21 protein-coding genes are annotated in these 24037 nt (G+C 43.6%); 11 read left to right on the plus strand and 10 right to left on the minus strand.

Annotation, left to right across the window (positions count from 1 at the left end):
- Positions 1–173: 173 nt before the first annotated feature.
- Complete coding sequence (locus tag ACED59_RS03190; RefSeq protein ID WP_012604555.1) at positions 174–1001, minus strand: SDR family oxidoreductase; 828 nt, start codon at positions 999–1001, stop codon at positions 174–176.
- Positions 1002–1044: 43 nt separating this feature from the next.
- Positions 1045–1959 (minus strand): TIGR01777 family oxidoreductase, encoded by a 915-nt coding sequence (locus tag ACED59_RS03195; RefSeq protein WP_017096851.1) that lies wholly within the window; start codon positions 1957–1959, stop codon positions 1045–1047.
- Between the two features lie 300 nt (positions 1960–2259).
- On the opposite strand from ACED59_RS03195, the gene ACED59_RS03200 reads away from it, so the two are divergent.
- Genes ACED59_RS03200 through yfcE form a run of 5 tightly spaced genes read left to right on the plus strand, consistent with a single transcriptional unit; the run spans position 2260 to position 5122 of the window.
- Positions 2260–2994, plus strand: coding sequence for a DUF1538 domain-containing protein (locus tag ACED59_RS03200; protein ID WP_017096852.1), 735 nt, complete (start codon positions 2260–2262; stop codon positions 2992–2994).
- Positions 2991–3785 carry a DUF1538 domain-containing protein gene (locus tag ACED59_RS03205; RefSeq protein WP_017096853.1) on the plus strand — a complete coding sequence of 265 codons (795 nt, stop codon included), beginning with the start codon at positions 2991–2993 and terminating at the stop codon, positions 3783–3785. Before ACED59_RS03200 ends, ACED59_RS03205 begins: the two co-directional genes overlap by 4 nt.
- On the plus strand, positions 3775–4125 hold the full coding sequence (locus ACED59_RS03210) for a P-II family nitrogen regulator (protein ID WP_009847348.1): 351 nt from the start codon (positions 3775–3777) through the stop codon (positions 4123–4125). Before ACED59_RS03205 ends, ACED59_RS03210 begins: the two co-directional genes overlap by 11 nt.
- Positions 4122–4529, plus strand: a complete 408-nt coding sequence (locus tag ACED59_RS03215; protein ID WP_009847347.1) for a CBS domain-containing protein — start codon at positions 4122–4124, stop codon at positions 4527–4529. Before ACED59_RS03210 ends, ACED59_RS03215 begins: the two co-directional genes overlap by 4 nt.
- 47 nt (positions 4530–4576) lie before the next feature.
- A complete protein-coding gene (gene yfcE / locus ACED59_RS03220) occupies positions 4577–5122 on the plus strand; it encodes a phosphodiesterase (protein WP_017096854.1) in 546 nt (181 codons plus the stop codon).
- Positions 5123–5152: 30 nt separating this feature from the next.
- Here the strand turns inward: yfcE and ACED59_RS03225 are convergent, their stop codons facing one another.
- From ACED59_RS03225 to ACED59_RS03235, 3 genes are all read right to left on the minus strand, one after another.
- Complete coding sequence (locus ACED59_RS03225) at positions 5153–5464, minus strand: SelT/SelW/SelH family protein (RefSeq protein WP_017096855.1); 312 nt, start codon at positions 5462–5464, stop codon at positions 5153–5155.
- A 150-nt stretch (positions 5465–5614) separates the two neighbouring features.
- On the minus strand, positions 5615–6130 hold the full coding sequence (locus tag ACED59_RS03230) for a regulatory protein ToxS (protein ID WP_029223803.1): 516 nt from the start codon (positions 6128–6130) through the stop codon (positions 5615–5617).
- A gap of 1 nt (position 6131) precedes the next feature.
- Positions 6132–7043 (minus strand): transcriptional regulator, encoded by a 912-nt coding sequence (locus ACED59_RS03235; RefSeq protein ID WP_017096857.1) that lies wholly within the window; start codon positions 7041–7043, stop codon positions 6132–6134.
- A gap of 270 nt (positions 7044–7313) precedes the next feature.
- Between ACED59_RS03235 and htpG the strand changes: the two genes are divergently transcribed.
- The 3 genes from htpG (at position 7314) to hemH (ending at position 11490) form a co-directional block, all read left to right on the plus strand.
- Entirely contained in the window at positions 7314–9218 is a 1905-nt protein-coding gene (htpG, locus tag ACED59_RS03240; RefSeq protein ID WP_017096858.1) for a molecular chaperone HtpG, read from the plus strand.
- Between the two features lie 388 nt (positions 9219–9606).
- The gene (gene adk, locus ACED59_RS03245) at positions 9607–10251 is read left to right on the plus strand and encodes an adenylate kinase (protein ID WP_009847341.1); all 645 of its coding nucleotides are present in this window, start codon (positions 9607–9609) and stop codon (positions 10249–10251) included.
- Between the two features lie 276 nt (positions 10252–10527).
- Positions 10528–11490, plus strand: a complete 963-nt coding sequence (hemH, locus tag ACED59_RS03250; protein ID WP_012604545.1) for a ferrochelatase — start codon at positions 10528–10530, stop codon at positions 11488–11490.
- Positions 11491–11596: 106 nt separating this feature from the next.
- Here hemH and ACED59_RS03255 read toward each other — a convergent pair whose 3' ends face one another.
- Positions 11597–12982, minus strand: coding sequence for a peptide MFS transporter (locus tag ACED59_RS03255; protein WP_012604544.1), 1386 nt, complete (start codon positions 12980–12982; stop codon positions 11597–11599).
- A 501-nt stretch (positions 12983–13483) separates the two neighbouring features.
- Here ACED59_RS03255 and rfaH point away from each other — a divergent pair.
- Positions 13484–13990, plus strand: a complete 507-nt coding sequence (rfaH, locus tag ACED59_RS03260; RefSeq protein ID WP_017096859.1) for a transcription/translation regulatory transformer protein RfaH — start codon at positions 13484–13486, stop codon at positions 13988–13990.
- A gap of 82 nt (positions 13991–14072) precedes the next feature.
- Here the strand turns inward: rfaH and asnB are convergent, their stop codons facing one another.
- The 4 genes from asnB to nagA form a co-directional block, all read right to left on the minus strand.
- Entirely contained in the window at positions 14073–15743 is a 1671-nt protein-coding gene (gene asnB / locus ACED59_RS03265; RefSeq protein ID WP_017096860.1) for an asparagine synthase B, read from the minus strand.
- A gap of 234 nt (positions 15744–15977) precedes the next feature.
- Positions 15978–17564: a cation:proton antiporter family protein gene (locus ACED59_RS03270; RefSeq protein WP_009847336.1), complete on the minus strand. Its 1587-nt coding sequence runs from the start codon at positions 17562–17564 to the stop codon at positions 15978–15980.
- Positions 17565–17647: 83 nt separating this feature from the next.
- Positions 17648–18862 carry an ROK family protein gene (locus ACED59_RS03275; RefSeq protein WP_009847335.1) on the minus strand — a complete coding sequence of 405 codons (1215 nt, stop codon included), beginning with the start codon at positions 18860–18862 and terminating at the stop codon, positions 17648–17650.
- A 2-nt stretch (positions 18863–18864) separates the two neighbouring features.
- A complete protein-coding gene (nagA, locus tag ACED59_RS03280) occupies positions 18865–20001 on the minus strand; it encodes an N-acetylglucosamine-6-phosphate deacetylase (protein WP_012604541.1) in 1137 nt (378 codons plus the stop codon).
- Positions 20002–20476: 475 nt separating this feature from the next.
- Between nagA and nagE the strand changes: the two genes are divergently transcribed.
- Together nagE and glnS are read left to right on the plus strand one after the other, a co-directional pair.
- Positions 20477–22036 (plus strand): N-acetylglucosamine-specific PTS transporter subunit IIBC, encoded by a 1560-nt coding sequence (gene nagE, locus ACED59_RS03285; protein ID WP_029223804.1) that lies wholly within the window; start codon positions 20477–20479, stop codon positions 22034–22036.
- A gap of 302 nt (positions 22037–22338) precedes the next feature.
- A complete protein-coding gene (glnS, locus tag ACED59_RS03290) occupies positions 22339–24006 on the plus strand; it encodes a glutamine--tRNA ligase (RefSeq protein ID WP_017096862.1) in 1668 nt (555 codons plus the stop codon).
- Positions 24007–24037 lie beyond the last annotated feature (31 nt).

Raw genomic sequence — 24037 nt, forward strand, 5'->3', positions numbered from 1 at the left:
TAATCGCCAGACTCACACCGACCCAATTAAGGCGGTTTAAAGTCATGAAATATCCAGATTAGGTTCATCAATTGGGAATAATTGATGAGATAGGACAATCATGACATCTTATTGTTACGGAAAAATTACATCGTTACATTAAAGTTTGCGACTGTTGATGCAAAGTTAGTAATTTATGCTGCTTTTCTCAAAATAGGGTCTAGCAAGCGACTCGGTAGAATTCTTTTCAATACCGCGAACACTTTAGTTGGGGTCGTCACTCGGTATCTGAGTTTGGGCTTATCGGCGGTGAGTGCGTGATAAACCGGTTCAATACAACTTTCAGGCGGGAGAACAAAAGCGTTGTTCGATGATTCTTTTTCGAGTCGGTCTTTTTGTTGTTGATAAGCTTCTTGATGAGCGCTGCCAGCAATGGTGATCCATTTATTGAAAGCTTTCAGGGCATTATTTCTAAATTGGGTTTCTATTGGACCTGGCTGCAATAACGAGATATTAATACCACTGCCATGCAGTTCTAAACGTAACGTATCTGTCCAGCCTTCTAGCGCGAACTTTGAAGCGTTGTAAGCACCACGATATTTCATGGCTGCAAAGCCTAATACGGAACTGTTTTGTACGATTCGACCTTCGCCGCGTTCGCGCATGTGCGGAAGTATCTGACAAACAAGATGATGCCAGCCAAAGAAGTTGGTTTCGAATTGCTCTCTGAGACCTTGGGTTGGTAAGTCTTCTAGCGCGCCAGCTTGACCATAAGCGCCGTTATTGAATAAACCATATAATCCGTTAGGCGCTAGCTCAATAGCAAGTTGTGCAGCTTGTTCAATGCTTTCTTGGTTAGAAAGGTCGAGCTGTATGCAGGTCAGTCCCTCATCTTGCAGACGCTGTACATCTTGCGGATGACGACACGATGCAATGACGTGGAAACCACGCTTTTGTAGTGCATGCGCACATGTATAGCCAATACCCGTTGAGCAACCGGTGATCAGAATCGACTTGTTCACGCTTAATCCTTCATTAGAGTCTTTATCGCTCAAGGGTAAAGAATTAATCTTGATGTTGTAACAAGTTTTTTAAGGCTGGTTCTATTCTTGAGTAACTAAAGATAAATCCTATTTCAGTGAGTTTCTTTGGTTTGGAACGAATGCTGTCAAAGAGCAGACAAGAAGATTCACCCATCAGAAGCGACATTGCCCATTTCGGAGTGAATAAGAAATGAGGTCGGCGTAGTTGCTTGGCGAGTGTACTGCTGAACAGTTTGTTGGTGACAGGGTGCGGGGCACACATATTAAATTCCCCTTGAGCGTGAGGAGTTGACAATAAGTGGTTGATGGCTCTCACCATATCAAGCATGTGAATCCAAGGCATGTACTGTTCGCCTGAACCAAGTGGTCCGCCTACTCCGAGTTTGTAGGGCATTAGCATCTTCTTCAACGCACCGCCATTTTTACCTAACACAATCCCCGTTCTTAGTAGTATCACACGCGTCTCATCGGATTGGGCTCTCTTGGCTATATCTTCCCAGTGCGCGCAGACTTTGTGAGGAAAACTTTCGTCTTCTACTTGTAGTGATTCATCAAATGGGTGTTGTTGTTGATCGCCATAGTAACCGACGGCTGAGCCGCTAATAAAAGCGTGTGGTGGGTTGCTACTGGCATGAATTAATTCGACCAGCTTTTCAGTGATGTGCCAGCGGCTGTTACAGATCCTCTCTTTTTGCTCTGTACTCCAACGCTTATCGGCAATCGGTTCACCCGCGAGGTTGACCACCACATCAAAGTCATTGAGATCACTGAGCTCATCAAGAGATTGAATGTAATGAAGGTTATTCTGGTTCAGGTGATTTAGGTTTTGCTTCGCTTTTTCGGGGCTCCGTGTCAACAATGTCACATCGTCAGTATTCCAACTTTTGACCAATTCAGAACCAATAAATCCCGTACCACCAGTTAACAATATCTTCATACCAATCTCCCTATTAAACATAATTATAGACATGGCTTGTTTTTGAACGCCAATCAATACGAAAAAATCACTATAACGATCATAAGGTTTCAATCGTGTGATACCCAAATTACGCCGTATCAATTTACGAAAGAATGAAATTAAATTCATCAGGTTAGGATGTATACCGCTATCACACTTATGCACTTTACTCCGATATGTTACCAACTGCGTAATATTTGTCACATAAGGAATGATAAGGATTTGCCATGATTATTAGTAATTAATAACCAGACACAATTTCAATGACTAGGAGTTGCGATGACGGCAGTGCTTGCTTTGTTTCGAGCCATGTTAGGTAGCCTAAGGGATCTCTTGCCGATCGTGGCTGTGATTGCTTTCTTCCAGCTTGTTGTTTTGCAAGAACCACTCCCTCATCTGTTGTCTATTCTAACTGGCTTAGTGCTGGTGGTTTTTGGACTGACTTTTTTTATCTTTGGCCTTGAAATGGGTCTGTTCCCAATCGGCGAGTCGATGGCTCAAGCTTTTGCTCGTAAGGGGAGCGTGTTTTGGTTATTGACCTTCGCTTTCTGTTTAGGGTTTGGTACCACCATTGCGGAACCCGCATTAACCGCAGTGGCCGCCGAAGCAGCAGAAGTGGCCGCTGAAGGTGGTGTTATTCCTAACTCTCTAGACGAAATGGAACAGTACGCCGATGGCTTGCGTTTCACCGTAGCATTGTCGGTGGGGATCGCCATCTTACTTGGGGTGCTGCGAATCTTAAAAGGTTGGCCAATTCAGTACATGATCATCGGAGGTTATATTGGAGTGGTGGTGCTCACTGCATTTGCCCCTGAAAACATCATTGGGATTGCGTACGACTCTGGCGGAGTGACTACATCGACCATTACCGTTCCGTTAGTGACCGCATTGGGAGTGGGTTTAGCCTCTGCGATTAAAGGGAGAAATCCGATGATTGATGGCTTTGGATTGATCGCCTTTGCTTCACTGCTGCCGATGATGTTTGTCATGGTCTACGGGATGGTGGTGACATGATCAGTGCTCAGCAATTTATCGACACCTTTCTTGGTACTGTCATGGATGTGATTCCGATTGCGGTGATCATCTTCGGTTTCCAATTAGCGGTGCTGCGCAAGCCAGTTAATAACTTAGGCAAAGTGCTGATAGGTTTCTTTTACGTCATTCTTGGGTTGTCGCTCTTTTTGATGGGGTTAGAGCTCGCGCTGTTTCCTTTAGGGGAGACTATGGCAATGCAACTCACCGAACCAAGTTTTTTGACTGAGTTCAAGGTCAGTTCAGGCCTTGCCTTAGTTTGGTTTGATTATTACTGGGTTTACCTTTTCGCGTTTTGTATTGGTTTCAGTACCACGATAGCCGAGCCTTCTTTGATCGCCGTTGCTATTAAGGCAAACCAAGTTTCCGGTGGCAGTATCAGTGTTAACGGGCTGAGGATCTCCGTGGCGTTAGGCGTAGCGATTGGCATATCGCTAGGTAGTTATCGCATCGTGGCTGGCGACCCTATCCATTACTACATCATTGTTGGTTATGTCATTGTGGTGATTCAGACCTTTTATGCTCCCAAATTGATTATTCCATTGGCTTACGATTCTGGTGGGGTTACGACATCAACGGTGACGGTTCCTTTAGTGACGGCACTTGGGTTGGGACTCGCGTCAACGGTGCCAGGAAGAAATCCGCTAATTGATGGCTTTGGGTTGATTGCTTTCGCGAGCTTATTTCCAATTATATCCGTGATGGGGTATGCACAAATAACGCAATGGCTAAACCGATCACAATCCTCTAAGGAGAGCAAAGATGCGCTTTAAACTTATCTTAGCGTTTGTAGAAGAGAGCAAGACCGATATCGTGCTCGACGCCGCGCGTGATGCGGGTGCAACAGGGGCAACCGTGATTAACAATGCCAGAGGGCAGGGGCTAAACCAAAAGCGCACCTTCTTTGGGTTAACGTTAGAGGTGCAAAAAGATGTGCTGCTGTTTGTCGTCGAGGAGCACCTAGCTAGGCATATTCTAGAAACTATCGGTGAAGTCGGGGAGTTTGACCAAGAGTCAGGGCAAGGGATAGCAGTGCAGATCGATGTTGAAGATGCTGTAGGCGTTGCGCACCAAGTTGAGACGTTAACCAAGGTTGTGGAGGACGAGTTATGAGTGGCAGTGAAAAAATCCGAGTAAGCGATGTAATGGCTAATACATATGTGATTATCGATGGGCTAACCACTGTGTTGGAAGCGATAGAGATGGCTAAGAAGCACAAAGTGAAAGCTATCATTGTCGATAAGCGCCACGAAGATGACGAATACGGCATCGTATTGATGAATGATATTGCCAAGAAAGTACTGGCTAAGAACCGATCTCCAAAGCGAACCAATGTTTATGAGATCATGACCAAGCCAGCGCTAAGCGTGTCTGCCGATATGAATGTGAAGTATTGTGCTCGCCTGTTTGAACGCTTTGGTATCAGTCGTGCCCCTGTGGTCAGTGACCATAAAATAGTTGGTATGGTTAGTTACAATAATATCGTGATCAACGGTATGGCGAGAGATGACGTGTAGCTGTTAGATACGTACAATAGGCTCATAAATTTTATGGAGAAGTACGTGTGAAATTATTTTTTGCTTCAGACCTACACGGTTCGCTGCCAGCAACAGAAAAGGTATTAGAACTCTACCAAGCGTCTGGTGCGCAATATTTAGTGCTATTGGGTGACATTCTGAATCATGGTCCAAGAAACCCGATCCCTGAAGGATACAACCCGCCGACGGTTGCAGAGAAGTTGAATGCGTTTTCTCAAGAGATCATTGCTGTTCGTGGTAACTGCGATAGCGAAGTGGATCAGATGTTGTTGTCTTTTCCAATGATGATGGATTACTCGTGGGTACTATTAGAATCAGGCCAACGTATTTTTCTAACTCATGGTCATTTGTACAACACTAATAAACGCCCCGCGCTGAAGGCGGGTGATATTATTGCCCATGGTCATACCCATATTCCTGTTGCTGAATACCAAGATGACATCTTTATCTTTAATCCTAGCTCGGTGACATTCCCACGAGATGGCCACGCAGCTAGCTACGGTGTATATGAAAATAAAACGTTCAAAGTTATTAGCCTTGAGGGTGACGTAATTGTGAGTGGCGAGCTTTAAATAAACTCAATCGGCGGCGTTAGAAAAGGCTTACTTTGAGTCTACGTGGCCGAGGTCCCTGTCTGGAGCAATGATGTTTCGCACTCTTTGCTTCAGAACTTTAGCCTCAGGAAAACCGTCGTCCGCTTTTCTTTCCCAAATCTGTATTCCATTACAAAAAACCTCAAATCGACCTCCGGTATCAGGGTGTAAACTCACTTGCTCTATCTCTTCACTGAAAGTATGCAGTAACTCTTGGCATAACCAACTAGAACGAAGCATCCAATTGCATTGACGACAATAGTGTATTGCGATGGTTGCCTTGGTGATTGATGCACTTACCGAGCTTGGTTCTGTATTCATAGATACCCCTAAAAATTCTAAAACAGTAGTTTGATGTCAACAGTTAATAAAAAAGGGGCATCATGCCCCTTTCTATTGGTATATCGTTTAATGATATACAGTAAATCACTGTTGAGTTTTAGCTTAATCTGATTTTAGTTTGAGACAATATTAGTTTGAGAATAACACAGTAGAACCATGATTTAAGCTAGTGAGCAGCAGTGCTTTCTGATTAATAATATCAATGCGTCGGCTTTGCTCTGCATCCATCTTAATCACTTGAGTTATCAGTTCTAGCTGCTCTTCCGAAAAATCTTGGCGCTCAGCAGAAGTCACATCTTTAAACTCCGTTGGCGAAATCAGTAAATAGTTATCGTTGATATCCCACTGACCTGTTTCGGAGATATTGATGACGTTTGCGGGTGCAGTCTGAGTGCTATACAACCTAACCACTGACATTCTCAAATACGTACCATTTGGTAGGTATTTTGCATTCGATGACAACTCAACTTTACGCAGTGGTCCGATTGAATCCTCTTGCTTGAGATCGCTAATCAGCGTCACCATTTTCGATTGCCATTCGTGTTGTGTCAGCAAACGCTCTACTTTTGCATCGCTACCCCAGTACAACCAACCGCTAAAGAAAGCAGAGATAACCAGTAAAATAATGGATACTTTTAATTTCATGTTACTGACCACCGTTACAAATGTCGTTTACATCCGACTGGTTTGCGTAAATTCTTAGAGTTACATTCTCGCTCGAGTAATCTTGAGGGTGAATATAGTTTAGAGCTAGATTGTTACCTTGCCCGCCTGTTGCAATCACCTCAGTTGGCTTTAGCATGCCTGTGTGGTTGGTGTTGTAACGCAATACACATTTCTCTATCGCTGGTAGCCAACTAGTCAGAGTTGGGTGGTTAATTGGTGTTTGAACTTTGACACCATTAACCTCTGCTAATGTTCGAAACTCTGACTCTGCTGGGTTCGTTAACGTTAAAACGAGTACTGGCATGATGAAAGCGACAAGCAATATTCCAAACGTTAACATTTTATTTGGGCTTTCAGTTTTAGGTTCAGCCTGATTGGTCGCCTGTTCCGATTCGACATGGGGCTCTTGAGCCTTTGCAATTGGCTCTGGGTCGATAGTTTCAGTGATGACCTCATCAGCTAATGTGGTATTGGCAAACGTTAAGATAGGTTCTACGTCATTTTCTGCAATTTCAGCTGTTGTTGGCTGATCGTTTGATGACAGTGGTGCTGAGCGTTCAACAGTCGCAATAAATTGGTAACCGCGTTTAGGAACTGTCTTAACAAATGCAGGAGACTTGGTTGAGTCTTTTAGCATTTTTCTGAGTGTTGATACCGCTTGCGTTAAGCTGGAGTCGTCCACCTCAAAGCCTTGGTCTCGCCAAACATATTCGTGTAATTCGTTACGAGTGATAACTTCATTGGGTCTTTCTGACAGCATTAGGAGAATGCGGCTTTCATTGCTGCCAAGGCGTACGACTTCACCGTCGCTCATCTGATCAACAAGTGAGTTGCTATTTGGGTCAAATACGAACCGCTGTGCGAGAATAAACTTTGTGCCGATATTGCTCATTGAACTCTTCTATTTTAGATGATTTGGGGTGCGAAATAGACAAATCTCAGGTGAAGTTCTGTTAATTCTTCACCAAATCATGGCTTCTTTTATGTTCTTTTATATTTATAACACTCAAGGATAATAAAAACAGATCAAAAAAACAGTGTTTTTATGCTTTTTGACCTTGAATTTACATTTGTCATCCTCATGTTAATGAACATAAGAGAGGCATAATGTGCAACGCCCCTATGATTATTCAACATAAAGTATAGATGTTTTGGAGTAAAAATGAGCGAAACGGCAACGCAAAATAAAGAGACTCGTGGCTTTCAATCTGAAGTAAAACAACTACTTCACCTAATGATTCACTCACTGTATTCAAATAAAGAAATCTTCCTACGTGAGCTGATCTCTAACGCATCTGACGCGGCTGATAAGCTTCGTTTTCAAGCGCTATCAAATGGCGACCTTTACCAAGGCGATGCTGATTTAGGTGTGAAACTTTCGTTCAACGCTGAAGCAAATACTTTAACGATCTCTGATAACGGCATCGGTATGAGCCGCGACAACGTTATTGAGCATTTAGGTACTATTGCTAAGTCAGGCACAGCTGACTTTTTCTCAAAGCTGTCTGAAGACCAAAGCAAAGACTCTCAGCTTATTGGCCAATTTGGTGTGGGTTTCTATTCTGCATTTATCGTTGCAGACGCAGTGACTGTTCGCACTCGAGCAGCTGGACTTGCTAATGACCAAGCCGTGCAATGGCACTCTGCGGGTGAAGGTGATTACACTATCGAAGACATCACGAAAGAATCTCGTGGTACAGACATCATTCTTCATATGCGTGAAGACGGCAAAGAGTTCTTAAATGAATGGCGTCTACGTGAAGTGATTGGTAAGTATTCTGATCACATCGGTATCCCTGTTTCTATCTTCACTGCAGTGAAAGATGACGAAGGTAAAGACACCGAAGAGAAGCATTGGGAGCAAATTAACAAGGCTCAAGCGCTTTGGACTCGTAACAAGTCTGATATCGAGAAAGAAGAATACCAAGAGTTTTACAAGCACGTATCTCACGACTTTGCTGATCCACTAACCTGGAGCCACAACAAAGTTGAAGGCAAGAACGACTACACAAGCCTGCTTTATATTCCTGCGAAAGCACCTTGGGATATGATGAACCGTGATCATAAGAGCGGCTTGAAACTATACGTGCAACGTGTGTTTATTATGGATGACGCAGAGCAGTTTATGCCATCTTACATGCGCTTCGTTCGTGGCTTGATTGATTCAAACGATTTACCATTGAACGTGTCTCGTGAAATCCTTCAAGATAACAAAGTGACTCAGTCTCTTCGTGGCGCATGTACTAAGCGTGTACTCACTATGCTTGAGCGCATGGCGAAGAATGACAACGATAAGTACTTGGAGTTTTGGAAAGAGTTCGGCCTAGTACTGAAAGAAGGCCCAGCAGAAGACATGGCGAACAAAGAAAAAATCGCTGGTCTACTTCGTTTCTCATCAACGGAAGTGGATTCTGTTGAGCAAACCATCAGCCTAGCTTCTTACGTAGAACGTATGAAGGAAGGTCAAGACAAGATCTATTACCTAACGGCAGACAGCTATGCCGCGGCTAAGAACAGCCCTCACTTAGAGCAGTTCAAAGCGAAAGGCATCGAAGTTGTTCTCATGTACGATCGTATCGATGAGTATGTGATGAATTACCTAACTGACTTCGACGGTAAGCAGTTCCAGTCGATCACAAAAGCAGGCTTAGATCTAAGCAAGTTTGAAGGTGAAGAAGAGAAAGAGAAGCAAAAAGAGACGGAAGAAGAGTTCAAGTCTGTTGTTGATCGCACTCAAGCTTACCTTGGTGATCGTGTTAAAGAGGTTCGCACGACATTCAAGTTAGCAACTACACCTGCTGTTGTTGTGACCGATGATTTCGAGATGGGCACTCAAATGGCTAAGCTTCTTGAAGCTGCGGGTCAAGCTGCACCTGAAGTTAAGTACATCTTTGAGATTAACCCTGAGCACGCACTTGTGAAACAGATGGCTGATGAAGCGGACGAACAAGCGTTTGGCCGTTGGGTTGAGCTACTACTTGGTCAAGCTATGCTGGCTGAAAAGGGCTCAATGGAAGATCCGTCACAATTCTTAGGTGCAATCAACGAACTACTGACAAAACGTTAGTCTTTCGACTTTGGGCTAAGCTCATAATTATAAATAAAAGCTCGCTAATGCGGGCTTTTTTTGTGAACGTCGCTTAACTTCATCGAAATGTCGCTAAAATTGCCAGTGAGACGAACGAAAACGCTGTCGATACATTCTTTAGTCTTAATTTAAGCAAAATTGAATATTAATGTGATAGAATGCTCGACCTAATCAGCTGGTACTATGAACCTATCATCTCCAGTTGTATGATTTTTAAACGTTATACCGAAACTTACCGTTTTGCTTCTGTTTACAGTTGTGCTTAGCCTCAGTTGTTACCTAACCTCTCTTGTTCGACTTAAATTGAACCAGAAAGGCGGGATAGTGAGCTTCGGTATAAATCATAATTTTTATAAGAGGATTAAACATGCGCATCATTCTTCTAGGTGCTCCTGGCGCGGGTAAAGGTACTCAAGCTAACTTCATCATGAACAAATTTGGTATCCCTCAAATTTCAACTGGTGACATGCTACGTGCTGCTATCAAAGCGGGTACTGAGCTTGGTAAGCAAGCAAAATCAGTAATCGACGCTGGTCAGCTAGTTTCTGATGAAATTATCCTTGGTCTAATCAAAGAGCGTATCGCTCAAGATGACTGTGAGAAAGGTTTCCTACTAGACGGTTTCCCACGCACAATCCCTCAAGCTGATGGCCTAAAAGAAATGGGTATCGCAGTAGACTACGTTGTTGAATTCGACGTAGCTGACGATGTGATTGTTGAGCGTATGGCTGGTCGTCGTGCTCACCTTCCTTCTGGCCGTACATACCACAATGTGTACAACCCGCCTAAAGAAGAAGGTAAAGATGACATCACTGGCGAAGAGCTAGTGGTTCGTGATGACGACAAAGAAGAAACAGTTCGTGCACGTCTAGGTGTATACCACGATCAAACAGCTCCGCTTATCTCTTACTACGGTAAAGAAGCTGAAGCAGGTAACACTAAGTACCTTAAGTTCGACGGTACTAAGCAAGTTGCTGAAGTTAGTGCAGAACTTGAGAAAGCACTAGCATAATTGGCTAACAGCCAGTTTTAGAATTTGATATATTGGAAGCGACCTTAAGGTCGCTTTTTTTGTTTCAATTTTTAGTCATATACCAATCTAGATAAACTCGATTGTGCACTGTTTCCGTGGTACGGCTTAGATTCGCGCGGCTAACGATTAATGTGATGTTGTGATCACCTAGGTTAAGAACGATTATTCTTAAATTTAGTAGCACAACAATGATCTTAAACTTATGTAGATTAGTATATTACGTTCCAGAAAATCACATATTGGTCTCAGGTATCTATGGAAAATAATAAAAAGCAGGGCGTTTTACTGGTGAACTTAGGAACACCAGACTCAGCGACCCCAGCTGGCGTTCGTCGATTTTTGAGTGAATTCTTACACGACAAGCGAGTCGTAAACTTAACGCGTTGGTTGTGGTGTCCTATTTTACATGGGGTGATCTTACCGATTAGAGCGCCGAAAGTGGCTAAGCTGTATCAGTCTGTTTGGATGGATGAAGGCTCACCACTGCTTGTGTACTCTCAAAGACAAGCCGAAAAGCTCCAGAAAAAATTACAGATACCCGTAGCGCTGGGTATGACCTATGGTAACCCAAGCCTTAAAACGGGCGTTGAGCAATTAATGGATCAGGGCGTTGAAGACATCATCGTATTGCCTTTATATCCTCAATACTCAGGCACAACCACAGCGGCCGTATCTGATGGCTTAACCAAGGCCTTTAAGCAGATGCCAGTGATTCCGAGCTATCGCTTTATTCGCGACTACTACGCGCACCCAAGCTACGCAAAAGCATTGGCTGAAAGCGTGCGTAGCCATTGGGATAAAAATGGTAGAGCCGATCATTTAGTTTGTTCTTTCCACGGTATTCCGAAACGATTGGCTGATGAAGGCGACATCTACCCACAGCATTGTGAAGCGACAACAGAGCTCCTTGCTGCTGAGTTAGGCTTATCAGCGGACGATATCACCATGACATACCAATCTCGATTTGGTCGAGAAGAGTGGTTGAAGCCATACACTGACGAGACACTTGAATCATTGCCAAGCAAAGGCATCAAAAAAATCGATATTATGGCGCCTGCATTTTCTGTGGATTGTTTAGAAACGTTGGAAGAGATTTCGGATCAGTGTAAAGAGACCTTCATTGACGCTGGTGGCTCAGACTTTAGCTACATTACGTGTTTGAATGATAGAGACTCGCACATCGATATGATGGCGGAGTTAGTGGCGCTGTATCGTTAAATACGACTTCGCCTAAACTGTCATGCACATCTAAAAATAACAAAAGGGCTGCTCATTGAGCAGCCCTTTTTGATCTGGATGTTTCTTCTTGAAATAGGTCTAGATATTAAGCAACCGAAGTTTCTGCTTTTGGCTCTGCTTCAAGCATCATGTTGCTTTCTACGCCATGCATCCATGATACAAGCTTGCCAGCACAAAGAAGAAGTAAGACGCCACTTATTGTCGCTGTAATTGCGATACCACCGAAGATAGACATTGCGCCAAGCTCACCAACGTGAGAACCCACAAGGCCAGCTACGTAGTTTGCGACAGCGTTGAAGCCAAACCATGCACCCATCATTAGCGATGCGAGACGAAGCGGAGCTAACTTAGTGACCAACGACAGGCCAATAGGAGATAGACAAAGTTCGCCAAGGGTATGGAAGAAGAAAGCACCGACTAGCCACAGCATTGATGTTTTCACTGTTAGGTCGCCACCTTGCTCCATTACAGCGCCCATCATGCACACAAAACCAAGAGCTAGGAAGAACAAAGCCATTGCAAATTTCACTGGAGAATTTGGTTCACGCTTACCAAGCTTAACCCAAAATGCAGCAATGATTGGTGCAAGTGTAATGATGAAGAATGGGTTCAGAGATTGGAACCACGCCGCTGGGACTTCAAAGCCACCAATCATGCGGTCAGTATATTGTTGAGTATAGATATTCATCAGACCGCCAGCTTGTTCAAAGCCCGCCCAGAAAACTATGACGAATAGACCCATAACCAGAATAACTTTTAATCGATCGAACTCTTCTTTGGTTAGTGGCGTTTTTTCTTTTGATTTGTTCAGTGCTTTTGCTCGCGCAGCTGCGGGCACTGAACCAATGTTACCTAACCAAGATTGAGCCATTGTCATTTGCATGATTAAGCTAATAACCATACCAATACCAGCGGCTAAGAAACCTGCTTTCCAGCCGAAAGAGTCGACAGCAGCGCCTGAAATCAAGCCACCTAATAATGCACCTAAGTTGATGCCCATGTAGAAAATGGTGAATGCACCGTCACGGCGGTTATCGCCTTCTTGGTATAGGTCACCAACCATGGTCGAGATGTTTGGCTTAAACATACCGTTACCACTGATAAGTAGTGCTAAACCTAGATAAAGAGCATTTACTTGGTCTAAGCCAATAGCGCCGTTAGGAAGAGCGAGTGTAAACTGGCCGAGTGCCATTAATACACCACCCACTAGGATCGATTTACGTTGTCCTAAGTAGTTATCGGCAATCCAGCCACCGATCAATGGCGTGATGTAGACTAAGCCAGTGTAAATACCGTAGAGATCAAGTGCGTCTTTCGTTGACCAACCAAGTCCACCGTTGAGGGTCGTGTCAGTCAAAAATAAAACAAGGATGGCACGCATCGCGTAGTAGGAGAAACGTTCCCATAGCTCTGTGCTAAATAATAAAAATAGGCCTCTAGGGTGGCCAAAGATGTTGTGATTGCTTGGCATAAGTTTTACTAATTTTAGGTATTAAAAGATTTTATAGTCATTCATGTATACACAGTAGGGTAAAAGTCTGCAATAGGCATGTTTTGTGGTCACGATAACTTGGTTTTGCTAAAGTGTTGATATTAAATAAATTTACTTTTAATGTGGCCCATTCTGCTTGTGCTGCAAACTAATTTTCCATATTTGACCTGGTTGGTTAGTAACCTTTTTTAAGATCCTATCCAATAAAAATGTTTAGATCTATTGCCCTAGCCTATCGTTATGATCTTATAGGGAATGTTATTCATATTATCTGCGATATACATATGCTTACAGCAATGAGTCTTTTGATCTCTAAATGTTCCTTGTACAATGACTGACCAAATTTTTTACCTATGACTTTTTGGTTGATAAGTCTGTCTGTTGCGCGTAATTTCTCGCTTATCAGGACTCATTTATCAACGGCGACTAAACTGTTTTAGGCTGTGGTTAAATGTCCAAAGAACGAAGATGGCGAGTTAAATGAAACGTTGGTATTTACTTTACTGTAAGCGTGGTGATCAAAAACGCGCTCAACAGCACCTAGAAAATCAGGGGGTAGAGTGCTTTTACCCTCAAATCGATGTCAAGAAGGTCGTGAGAGGGAAAGAGAAGCAGGTCAAAGAACCGCTGTTCCCGTCTTATATCTTTGTTCGCTTTGATTATGAGCAAGGCCCTAGTTTTACGACAGTTCGTTCGACTCGTGGTGTTGTCGACTTTATTAAGTTCGGTGCAAGGCCGTATGAAGTCCAAGGTGATTTGGTTTTTGAGCTAAAAGAGTTCGAGAAGTGTTGCAGTAGCGAAGTTGAAGATTGCTGTGTTGAATTTGAGACAGGGCAAGTTGTCAAAATTAATAGTGGCCAGTTTGCGGGTGTTGAAGCTATTTACCATCAGAAAGATGGCGAAGCTCGATCCATTATGCTCGTAAAAATGATCAGCCAAGTGGTTCCGATCAGTATTGAAAACGAAGCACTACAAGCTCACGTATAAGTGAAATATTAAAAAGTAAAAACTAGGCTTAAAACAAAAAGGCGCATAATGCGCCTTTTTTAGTATTTGATTTTTCAAACGCTTAAGCGTTATAGGCGTCGTTGTGAACGGCTTGTACCGCACGGCCTGATGGGTCTACACAGTTTTTGAATGACTCATCCCACTCGATCGCTTTTGCTGATGAACAGGCAACTGAAGGGCCGCCAGGTACACACTCTGCCGCCGATTCTAGAGGGAATAGCTCCTCAAAGATTTCACGGTAAGCATAACCTTCTTTGGTTGTTGGTGTGTTGTAAGGGAAACGGAACTGAGCAGCTTCCATTTGTTGATCCGTTACTTTTTCTTCAGCCGTTACTTTCAATGTATCAATCCAGTCGTAGCCAACACCATCAGAGAACTGTTCTTTTTGGCGCCATGCGATTGAATCTGGTAAGTAGTCTTCAAAACACTCACGTAGGATGTGTTTCTCCATTTTACCGTTACCGCACATTTTGTCTTCAGGGTTTAAACGCATAGCCACATCGATGAACTCTTTATCCAAGAATGGTACACGACCTTCGACTCCCCATGCTGCAAGTGATTTGTTTGCACGAGCACAGTCAAACATGCTTAGAGCAAGAAGTTTACGTACCGTCTCTTCGTGGAACTCTTTTGCGTTTGGCGCTTTATGGAAGTACAGGTAGCCACCAAAGATTTCATCAGCACCTTCACCAGAAAGTACCATTTTGATACCCATTGCTTTGATCTTACGAGCAAGCAAGTACATTGGCGTCGATGCACGAATGGTCGTTACATCGTAAGTTTCGATGTGGTAGATAACATCACGGATTGCATCTAAGCCTTCCTGAATGGTGTAAGTCATCTCATGGTGTACAGTACCGATTTTGTCCGCAACTTCACGTGCAGCAATCAGATCGGGAGCATTTTCTAGGCCAACAGCAAATGAGTGTAGTTGTGGCCACCAAGCTTCTGATTGCTCGTCATCTTCGATACGCATTGCTGCAAAACGTTTAGCGACTGCAGAAGTGATTGATGAATCAAGGCCACCAGATAGAAGTACACCGTAAGGAACGTCAGTCATTAGTTGACGCTTAACAGCAGCTTCTAGCGCTTCAGTTAGCTCTTCTTTGCTTGTGCTGTTACCTTGAACGGCTGCGTATTCGTTCCAATCGCGGATGTAGTAGCGTTGAGGTTCTGCATCTTTAGAAGAGTAGAAGCTACCAGGAGGGAACTCACTGATCGTCTTACAAACTGGAACCAGTGCTTTCATCTCTGAAGCAACGTAATAGTTGCCGTGCTCATCGTAGCCTTGGTAAAGTGGGATGATACCGATGTGATCACGGCCCACTAGGTACTCGTCTTTCTCTTCGTCATATAAAACGAATGCGAAAATACCGTTAAGTTCTTCTAAAAGGTCCGCGCCCATTTCTTGGTATAACGCTAGGATAACTTCACAGTCTGAATCAGTCTGGAACTGGTACTTATCTTCATAGCGTGCGCGAAGTTCTTTGTGGTTATAAATTTCGCCGTTCACTGCAAGAATGTGCTTTTTATCTTGGCTGTATAGTGGTTGTGCACCACTGTTTAAGCCGACGATAGCCAAACGCTCGTGAGCAAGAATGGCTTTTTCACCAGCATAGATACCAGACCAATCTGGGCCACGGTGACGAAGCTTTTTAGACATTTCTAAAGCAATAGGGCGAAGTGCTGCGGCATCACTTTTAATGTCGAGAATGCCAAATACTGAACACATAGAACTTCCTTTTAAATAATTTCTAAATCAACTGTATTCAATTTGCCATTCTGGCTAAAAAAAGCAACCGAATGTGAGCAAAAAAATAATATAAAGGGGTTTATGTTAGAAATTATCTAATTTTAAAGTGGTTTTGGTGAGTGGCGTCTAATTGCGGTTGGTTTTTTAAACAAAAACCTCTCAAAAGTGCAAAAAAATCGCAATTTTGAGAGGTTAAATGGAACGTGTTGAATATCATATTTTATTGATGTTCGGATTCAATTGTTCACAAACATGTCGGGCAAAACCGCTACCAGCTTCGCTGTAAATGTTAAATGCCGCATCGACGCCATTCTCTTTCAGTGTTTCGAGCTGATCTGGATATTCGGCAATTGCCGCTATTTGACCTTTAAAGTTTCGTGATTTTAATTGTTCTAAGGCGGTTTGATTACCTTGGTGGTGAGGCATAGCCAAGATCACCAGTTTTACGTTTGCTGTGTCTAAGATTCGTTCCCAGAAATCCGGGTCAGTTGCGTCACCAGAAATAACGTTTCTGCCATGGCTTCTGTGGTTATGTGCCGCGTCTTCACGAACTTCTACACCTAAACTCACTTTGCCGTAGCGTGAGCGTAATTCGTCGTAGGCACCAGTACCAATGCGTCCCATACCAAGAATTAGAACTTGAGCCCGACCTGGGTCAATTCGTTTGTCACGTTGGTGGAGCTTCTCAGCAGCGTGCTCTTTTAACCAGCGACCTGATTGTTGATAAAGTTTGTGACCCGCTTTGTTGAGAGGTGCAGCGATTAAGAACGACAATGAAACGGCTATAGCCACTGCCACCAAGATGTCGCCAGACATCCAGCCCATCTTAAAAGCAAGGCCACCGACGATGAGGCCAAATTCACTGTAGTTAAATAGTGACAAAGAAGTGAGTAGGGAGGTTCGAACACGGAACTTGAATCGGTTTAGTACCAAGAAGTACAGAACGCCTTTCACTGGCAGTAACAATAAGAACAAGACTGCAAGCATAAAACCCTGAATAGTTGGCTGTTCTGACAAGCCAATATTCAAGAAGAAGCAGACGAGGAAAAGCTCTTTGAGGTTAAACAGCGACTTCGATAGCTCTGAAGCTTTTGGGTGACCGGCTAATAGCATACCTAGGATAAGGGCACCTAAGTCTGGTTTTACTCCTACAAACTGGAACAAGCCAGCACCAACAACTAATGCGAAGAAGATACCGAATAGCACCAACATTTCACCGTGCCCAACCCAATCGAGGACTTTGTAGAACAATGGGCGAAAGAAAGGCAAAGCGAACAGTGCGATCGCATACCACTCTGGAATTTTGCCAGTCGATGCAGTCAAGAATACGACAGCAAAGATATCTTGCATGACCAGAATGCCAATCGCTAGTGTGCCATAGGTAGCATTCATTTCCCCTTTCTCTTGTAGAGACTTGACCGCAAATACAGTACTAGAAAATGAAAGAGCAAAACCGAGTAGAACGATCTGTTCTATTGACATGGCTGCTAGAGATGAAATACCTAGAAACTTAAAACCAAATAGAGCGGCTGCAAAAAACAGAGTGGATAAAAGATTGTGGATTGTTGCGCCAGCCCAGATCTCTTTAGAGAGTAGGGTTTTGATGTCCAGCTTTAAGCCAATAGTAAATAAGAGAAGGGTGACACCAAGGTCAGCCAAAGTAATGATGGTGTCATTGGTTTCAAAGCCAAGGGCATAAAGCCCGAAACCTGCAACCAAAAAACCAACTAATGGGGGGAGGTGGCATTTTAAAGCAATAAATCCTGCGATAAACGCAGTGGATATTAATATAAGTTCCATAACTTGTTGTTGTAGTTCCCTAGCTTAAAAAAACGGGCCGTGTTTATACAAACACGGCCCGCGGAAAATCAGAATTGTTTTCTTTAGTCTTCAAGAAGCTTTTGCAGTAACACACCGTTGAGCATGGCGCGCTTAATCATGGCAAAGGCTCCCATCGTAGGATGTTTATCGATCTGTGATGCTACAATAGGCAGGCCGCTATGGAAAGTCGTTAACGACTGATTCTCTACATTGCGCTTAATTGCAGGGAAAACAATCTCTTGTGCCTTAGTAATATCACCAGCAATGATTACTTTCTGAGGGTTAAACAGGTTAATCGTCATCGCGATAGCCTTACCTAACTGGTTTCCTACTCGGACTAAGCTTTGCTTCGCGAGTTCATCGCCATTGATTGCGTGGTCACAAACATCTTGAATCGTAATATGTTCAAGTTCCGTTAAAGAAGATTCATAGCCTTGCTTAATGAGCTTCTGCACTCGATCAACGATGGCAGGGTTTGCCGCTACGGTTTCAAGACAACCGAAGTTACCACACTGGCATTGTTCCCCTAGCGGATCAATTTGGATATGACCAATTTCACCCACGTTACGGTTATGGCCTAAGAAAACCTGTCCATTAACGATAATACCAGCACCCGTACCACGGTGCACACTGACCAAAATAGAATCTTGACTGTCTTTACTTGCACCGAAGTAGTGCTCAGCAAGCGCCATTCCTCTAACGTCATTACCAACAAAACAAGCCACATGGAAAGTATCGCGAATAATATCGCTCAATGCGAGGTTATCGATGTCCGTGTTTGGCATGTACTCAACAACACCGGTCGTTGGGTTGACCAAGCCTGGAAGGGTGACACCAATGGCAATCAGTTGGTCGATCTTTGGCTGATGCTCAGCAATGAAAGCCTTGAGGTTATTGACCAAGCCTTGTGTAAGGTCTGATTGGTCTGAATAATCTAGGTCTTGTTGTTGGAAAGCCAATTCACGACCACCAAGGTCATGAAGGCTTATTTGAATATAGTCTCTACCTAAGCGTACAGCGACAGAATGAAAAGGGTCGACTTCTGTGGTTAGGGAGATCGCGCGTCTACCGCCAGTAGACGCTTGTTGCGCAACCTCTTTAATGAGGCCGCGCTCCAAAAGTTGGCGGGTAATTTTTGTAACACTTGCCGGTGCGAGTTGGCTTACATCAGCCACTTGTATACGACTGATAGGCCCTTGCTGGTCTATTAGTCGGTATACCGCCGCACTGTTTAGTTGTTTAACTAAGTCTACGTTACCTATTTGTCCGCCATTCATACTTAATTGTGCTCGTATTGTCCATTAACAACAGTCGCTTTAACGTTAAAGTCTCGGTCAAATACAGCTAGGTTTGCAACCATGCCTTTTTTGATTCGACCTAGCTTGCTTTCTACACCGATAGCCGTAGCTGGGTATAGCGTAGCCATGCGAAGAGCTTCGTCTAAAGCGATACCAGCGTGCTCAACTGTATTCTGAACTGCTTCAATCATAGTCAGAGCTGAGCCGCCCAGTGTGCCGTTTTCATCAACACACTTACCATCTCGGTAATATACTTTCTTACCGACAAAAATAAAGTATTCCATGTCAGCACCTGCAGGAGCTGTGGCATCCGTCACTAATACTAGCTTTTCTCCCTTGATTTTGTGCGCAATTCTGATGTTTGCGTAATCAACGTGGAAGCCGTCGGCGATGATACCAGCATAAACTTCTGGCGTGTCGTAAATCGCGCCAACAACGCCAGGTTCACGACCGACCATAGGGGTCATCGCATTGAATAGGTGAGTAGCGAAAGTGATACCAGATTCGAAACTTTGTCGAGCTTCTGCGTAAGTCGCGTTTGTATGGCCGATTGAAACGACAACGCCAGCTTTGTGTAGGCGCTCGATATGTTCGGGATCATTAAGCTCTGGTGCCAATGTTACTTTTGCAACTAGGTCGCTGTTCTCACAAATCAGTTCAATCATTTCGCTGTCTGATTTACGAATGTGATCGACGCTATGAATGCCTTTTTTTGCAACGTTTAGGTATGGACCTTCAAGGTGCAGACCTAGTGATTGGTTTTGGTACTGGTTGTGATATTCACGAGCTGCAGTAATAACTGCACGCATATCTTCGTCTGAAGAGGTGATGAGCGTAGGCAAGAAGCTAGTACAGCCTGATTTAAGGTTTGCTTCGTGCATGATCTGCATTGTTTCTGCCGTGATCTCATCGTTAAGCATTACACCGCCACAACCATTCAGCTGTAAGTCAATGAAACCTGGGCTTAGGTTTGCTCCGTTTAGATCGCGAACCTCGATTCCTTCTGGCAATTCAGAGATAGGACAGACTTTTTTGATCAGTTCATTTTCTATTACGACGGCATGATCGGTTAGAACATCACTACCAGTGTAAATTTTACAGTTACTTAGCGCGTACATAGTCAGCTAATCCTTATTTCGTGAGATCTTTTAAATTTGTTCGTTACCTAAATGTGGACTTAGTTTGCGAGCATCATTTACGTAACGATTTATCTTTTATGGGCGAACGGCTTCAAAATGGGAAGCTATTTAAGTTGTTGAAAAACATATGAACAATTGATCTGTATTATACATTTAGGTTCATTGGTAATGATTATTCATAGGGTAATCTAAAGTTAGGAATATCATGTTTTTGCCTAATGATTAGATTTGAATTTTATCTATAAACACTCATTTTTTTGAATGATAAAATAAGTTTTATGATCTCGCTAGCAAAAACCTCTGGATTTGGTAAAAACTGGTGATTAGGATCACAAATGGTAAGGTTTTAATTTGCGGGGCAAAATTAATTGAATACACTGAATAGGACTAAATTGAGCGACTAAAATAAGTTTCTCAAATGAATTCTAAAAAATCCTATAGGGGGAAACAACTGGTGAATATTCTAGGATATGCACAGAAGCTAGGTAAGGCATTAATGCTACCTATCGCAACACTTCCGATTGCGGCGCTTCTACTACGTTTAGGTCAAGGCGATCTACTTGATATTCCATTCATGGCAGAAGCTGGTGGAGCTATCTTCGGTAACCTACCATTGCTATTTGGTCTAGGTATCGCGATTGGTCTTTCTAAAGACGGTAACGGCGCAGCAGGTCTTGCTGGTGCAGTTGCTTACTTCGTACTAACAGCGACAGCAACAACAATTAACGCTGACGTAAACATGTCATTCTTCGGCGGTATCTTCGCTGGTATCATCGCAGGTCACTCTTACAACGCTTTCCATGCAACACGTCTTCCTGAGTGGCTGGCTTTCTTTGCGGGTAAACGTTTAGTACCTATCATGGCTGGTCTATTTGCACTTGTTGCAGGTGCTGTGTCTGGTGTGGTTTGGCCTGGTGTTCAATCTGGTCTAGACGCACTGGCTCACGCAGTATCAACATCTGGCGCTATTGGTCAATTCGTTTACGGTACTCTTAACCGTGCACTTATCCCTGTAGGTCTACACCACGTATTGAACTCATACTTCTGGTTCGGTATGGGTACATGTCAAGAAATCATCGTTGCTGGTCAAGGCGTATTTGCTAACATCACTCAACTTTGTGTTGACCCATCACTAGCTAAAACTCTAGTTGTTGGCCAAGAGCACACATTCACATTCGCTAACTCTGTAACTCCAGAAATCACTACTGTAGTTAAAGAAGTGACTGAAACTGTTAAATCTGGCGACCTACACCGTTTCTTCGGTGGCGATAAAGGCGCTGGCGTATTCATGAACGGTTTCTTCCCTGTAATGATGTTCGGTCTACCAGGTGCTGCACTTGCAATGTACCTAGCTGCTCCTGCTGAAAAACGCAGCCAAGTTGGTGGTGCACTGTTCTCAGTTGCATTCTGTTCATTCCTAACAGGTATCACAGAGCCGCTAGAATTCATGTTCGTATTCCTAGCTCCTGCTCTATACGCAATGCACGCTGTATTTACAGGTCTGTCTCTAGTAGTTGCAAACATGTTTGGTACTCTACACGGTTTCGGTTTCTCTGCTGGTCTTATCGACTTCGTATTGAACTGGGGTCTAGCAACTAAACCATTCGTACTACTACTAATCGGTCTTGGTTTCGGTGCTCTATACTTCTTCACTTTCTCTTTCGCAATCCGCGCTTTCAACTTGAAATCGCCAGGTCGTGAAGATGATGACGAAGCTGTAGCCGCTCCTGCTGGCGACGCACCAAAAGGTGAAGTTGCACGTCAATACCTGAAAGCACTAGGTGGTCACGACAACCTAACTTCAATTGACGCTTGTATCACTCGTCTACGTCTAACTCTTAAAGACCGCTCTATCGCAGATGAAGCTGTTCTTAAGAAGCTTGGCGCTAAAGGTGTGGTTAAACTAGGTGAAAACAACCTACAGGTTATCCTAGGCCCACTAGCTGAAATCGTAGCTGGCGAAATGAAAGCTATCGGTGCAGGTGAAGACCTATCTGATGTAAAACTTCCATAGTGACGGAAGTACTTAATTAAGAAGTAAAGTTACTCTTAAGTAAGTTTCAAATTGAAAGCCTCCCAAACGGGAGGCTTTTTTGTGCCTACTGTTTAAGGTCAATGAACCCGGTTCGTTCTATTCTTCATCGAATAGCAGAAATAATCGCAATTAACGGACGGTTCTTATTGTGCAAAGGCGAAGAATTGTGGATGATTAGCAACAATGATCTTTCTATCTTTGACAGGCGCTGTAAGCGACCATTTTCATTGGTACAAAAGATAACTTTCTCTGACAATACTAAATACATAGAGGTGCTATAGATGAGTGAAGCTGAGGCTCGTCCATCGAATTTCATTCGCCAAATTATCGATAAAGATTTAGCGGATGGTACACACAGTAGCGTGCATACTCGTTTCCCGCCGGAGCCAAATGGCTACCTGCACATTGGTCACGCTAAATCTATTTGCTTGAACTTTGGTATTGCTCAGGACTACCAGGGACAATGTAATCTTCGTTTCGATGATACAAACCCTGAAAAAGAAGACGTTGAATACGTTGAGTCAATTAAGAATGATGTAAGCTGGTTAGGCTTTGAATGGTCTGGTGATATTTGTTACTCATCAAACTACTTCGATACGCTTTACGCTTATGCTGTGGAATTAATTAATAAAGGCTTAGCGTACGTTGACGAGCTAAGTCCTGATCAAATCCGTGAGTACCGTGGCACGCTAAAAGAGCCAGGTAAAGCGAGCCCATACCGTGATCGCAGCCCTGAAGAGAACTTAGCGTTGTTCGAAAAAATGCGTGACGGTGGCTTTGAAGAAGGTAAAGTGTGTCTACGTGCTAAGATCGACATGAGCTCTTCATTCATGGTTATGCGCGATCCTGTTATCTACCGTGTTCGTTTTGCTCACCACCATCAAACTGCTGATAAGTGGTGCATTTACCCAATGTACGACTTTACTCACTGTATCTCTGATGCGCTAGAGGGCATTACGCACTCTATCTGTACGCTTGAATTCCAAGATAACCGTCGTTTGTATGACTGGGTTTTAGACAACATCACGATTGATTGCCAACCTCGTCAGTACGAGTTTAGTCGTCTGAATCTTGAATACACGGTAATGTCGAAGCGTAAGCTGAACCAACTTGTGGTTGAAAACCTAGTTGAAGGTTGGGACGATCCACGTATGCCAACTATTTCTGGTTTGCGTCGTCGTGGCTTCACTTCAAGCTCGATTCGTGAATTCTGTAAACGTATTGGTGTGACTAAGCAAGAGAACATGATTGAGTTCGGTTCACTTGAATCTTGTATCCGTGATGACCTGAACGAAAATGCACCTCGTGCAATGGCTGTTCTTGATCCGATCAAGGTCGTGATTGAAAACTACGACGCTGATACAGTAGAAACATTAACGGTAGCAAACCACCCGAACAAGCCAGAAATGGGTACTCGTGAAGTACCATTTACACGAGAAGTTTGGATTGAGCGTGATGACTTCCGTGAAGAAGCAAACAAAAAGTACAAGCGTTTGGTTCTAGGTAAAGAAGTTCGTCTACGTGGTGCTTACGTGATCAAAGCTGAACGTATCGAAAAAGATGCAGAAGGCAACATTACGACTATCTTCTGTTCTTACGACAATGAAACATTGGGTAAGAACCCTGCAGATGGGCGTAAAGTGAAAGGCGTTATTCACTGGGTATCTGCTGATAAAGCGTTGCCTGCTGAGATTCGTTTGTACGATCGTCTATTCACAGTGCCAAACCCTGCTGCTGCAGATGATTTCGCTGCAACGCTAAACCCTGAATCACTTGTTACGCTAAACGGTTTTGTTGAACCTAGCCTAGCAGAAGGTGTGGCAGAGCAAGCGTATCAGTTTGAACGTACAGGTTATTTCTGTGTAGATTCGAAAGACTCTAAAGCAGACGCGCTAGTATTCAACCGCACGGTTGGTCTACGTGACACTTGGGGTAAAACTGAGGCTTAATGGCTTTGTTTTTCTCTACTCTATTTTTCCA

Source organism: Vibrio sp. FF266, from assembly GCF_041439695.1.
Taxonomy (GTDB): domain Bacteria; phylum Pseudomonadota; class Gammaproteobacteria; order Enterobacterales; family Vibrionaceae; genus Vibrio; species Vibrio tasmaniensis_A.

Excerpts from the sequence above, each read along its gene's own strand:
- ACED59_RS03270 (WP_009847336.1), bottom strand. The coding sequence starts at position 17,564 with ATGGAACTTATATTAATATCCACTGCGTTTATCGCAGGATTTATTGCT.
- adk (WP_009847341.1), top strand. The coding sequence starts at position 9,607 with ATGCGCATCATTCTTCTAGGTGCTCCTGGCGCGGGTAAAGGTACTCAA.
- ACED59_RS03230 (WP_029223803.1), bottom strand. The coding sequence starts at position 6,130 with ATGAAATTAAAAGTATCCATTATTTTACTGGTTATCTCTGCTTTCTTT.
- hemH (WP_012604545.1), top strand. The coding sequence starts at position 10,528 with ATGGAAAATAATAAAAAGCAGGGCGTTTTACTGGTGAACTTAGGAACA.
- ACED59_RS03235 (WP_017096857.1), bottom strand. The coding sequence starts at position 7,043 with ATGAGCAATATCGGCACAAAGTTTATTCTCGCACAGCGGTTCGTATTT.
- ACED59_RS03195 (WP_017096851.1), bottom strand. The coding sequence starts at position 1,959 with ATGAAGATATTGTTAACTGGTGGTACGGGATTTATTGGTTCTGAATTG.
- htpG (WP_017096858.1), top strand. The coding sequence starts at position 7,314 with ATGAGCGAAACGGCAACGCAAAATAAAGAGACTCGTGGCTTTCAATCT.
- rfaH (WP_017096859.1), top strand. The coding sequence starts at position 13,484 with ATGAAACGTTGGTATTTACTTTACTGTAAGCGTGGTGATCAAAAACGC.
- ACED59_RS03210 (WP_009847348.1), top strand. The coding sequence starts at position 3,775 with ATGCGCTTTAAACTTATCTTAGCGTTTGTAGAAGAGAGCAAGACCGAT.
- ACED59_RS03275 (WP_009847335.1), bottom strand. The coding sequence starts at position 18,862 with ATGAATGGCGGACAAATAGGTAACGTAGACTTAGTTAAACAACTAAAC.
- asnB (WP_017096860.1), bottom strand. The coding sequence starts at position 15,743 with ATGTGTTCAGTATTTGGCATTCTCGACATTAAAAGTGATGCCGCAGCA.
- ACED59_RS03215 (WP_009847347.1), top strand. The coding sequence starts at position 4,122 with ATGAGTGGCAGTGAAAAAATCCGAGTAAGCGATGTAATGGCTAATACA.
- ACED59_RS03255 (WP_012604544.1), bottom strand. The coding sequence starts at position 12,982 with ATGCCAAGCAATCACAACATCTTTGGCCACCCTAGAGGCCTATTTTTA.
- ACED59_RS03225 (WP_017096855.1), bottom strand. The coding sequence starts at position 5,464 with ATGAATACAGAACCAAGCTCGGTAAGTGCATCAATCACCAAGGCAACC.
- nagA (WP_012604541.1), bottom strand. The coding sequence starts at position 20,001 with ATGTACGCGCTAAGTAACTGTAAAATTTACACTGGTAGTGATGTTCTA.
- ACED59_RS03200 (WP_017096852.1), top strand. The coding sequence starts at position 2,260 with ATGACGGCAGTGCTTGCTTTGTTTCGAGCCATGTTAGGTAGCCTAAGG.
- ACED59_RS03205 (WP_017096853.1), top strand. The coding sequence starts at position 2,991 with ATGATCAGTGCTCAGCAATTTATCGACACCTTTCTTGGTACTGTCATG.
- glnS (WP_017096862.1), top strand. The coding sequence starts at position 22,339 with ATGAGTGAAGCTGAGGCTCGTCCATCGAATTTCATTCGCCAAATTATC.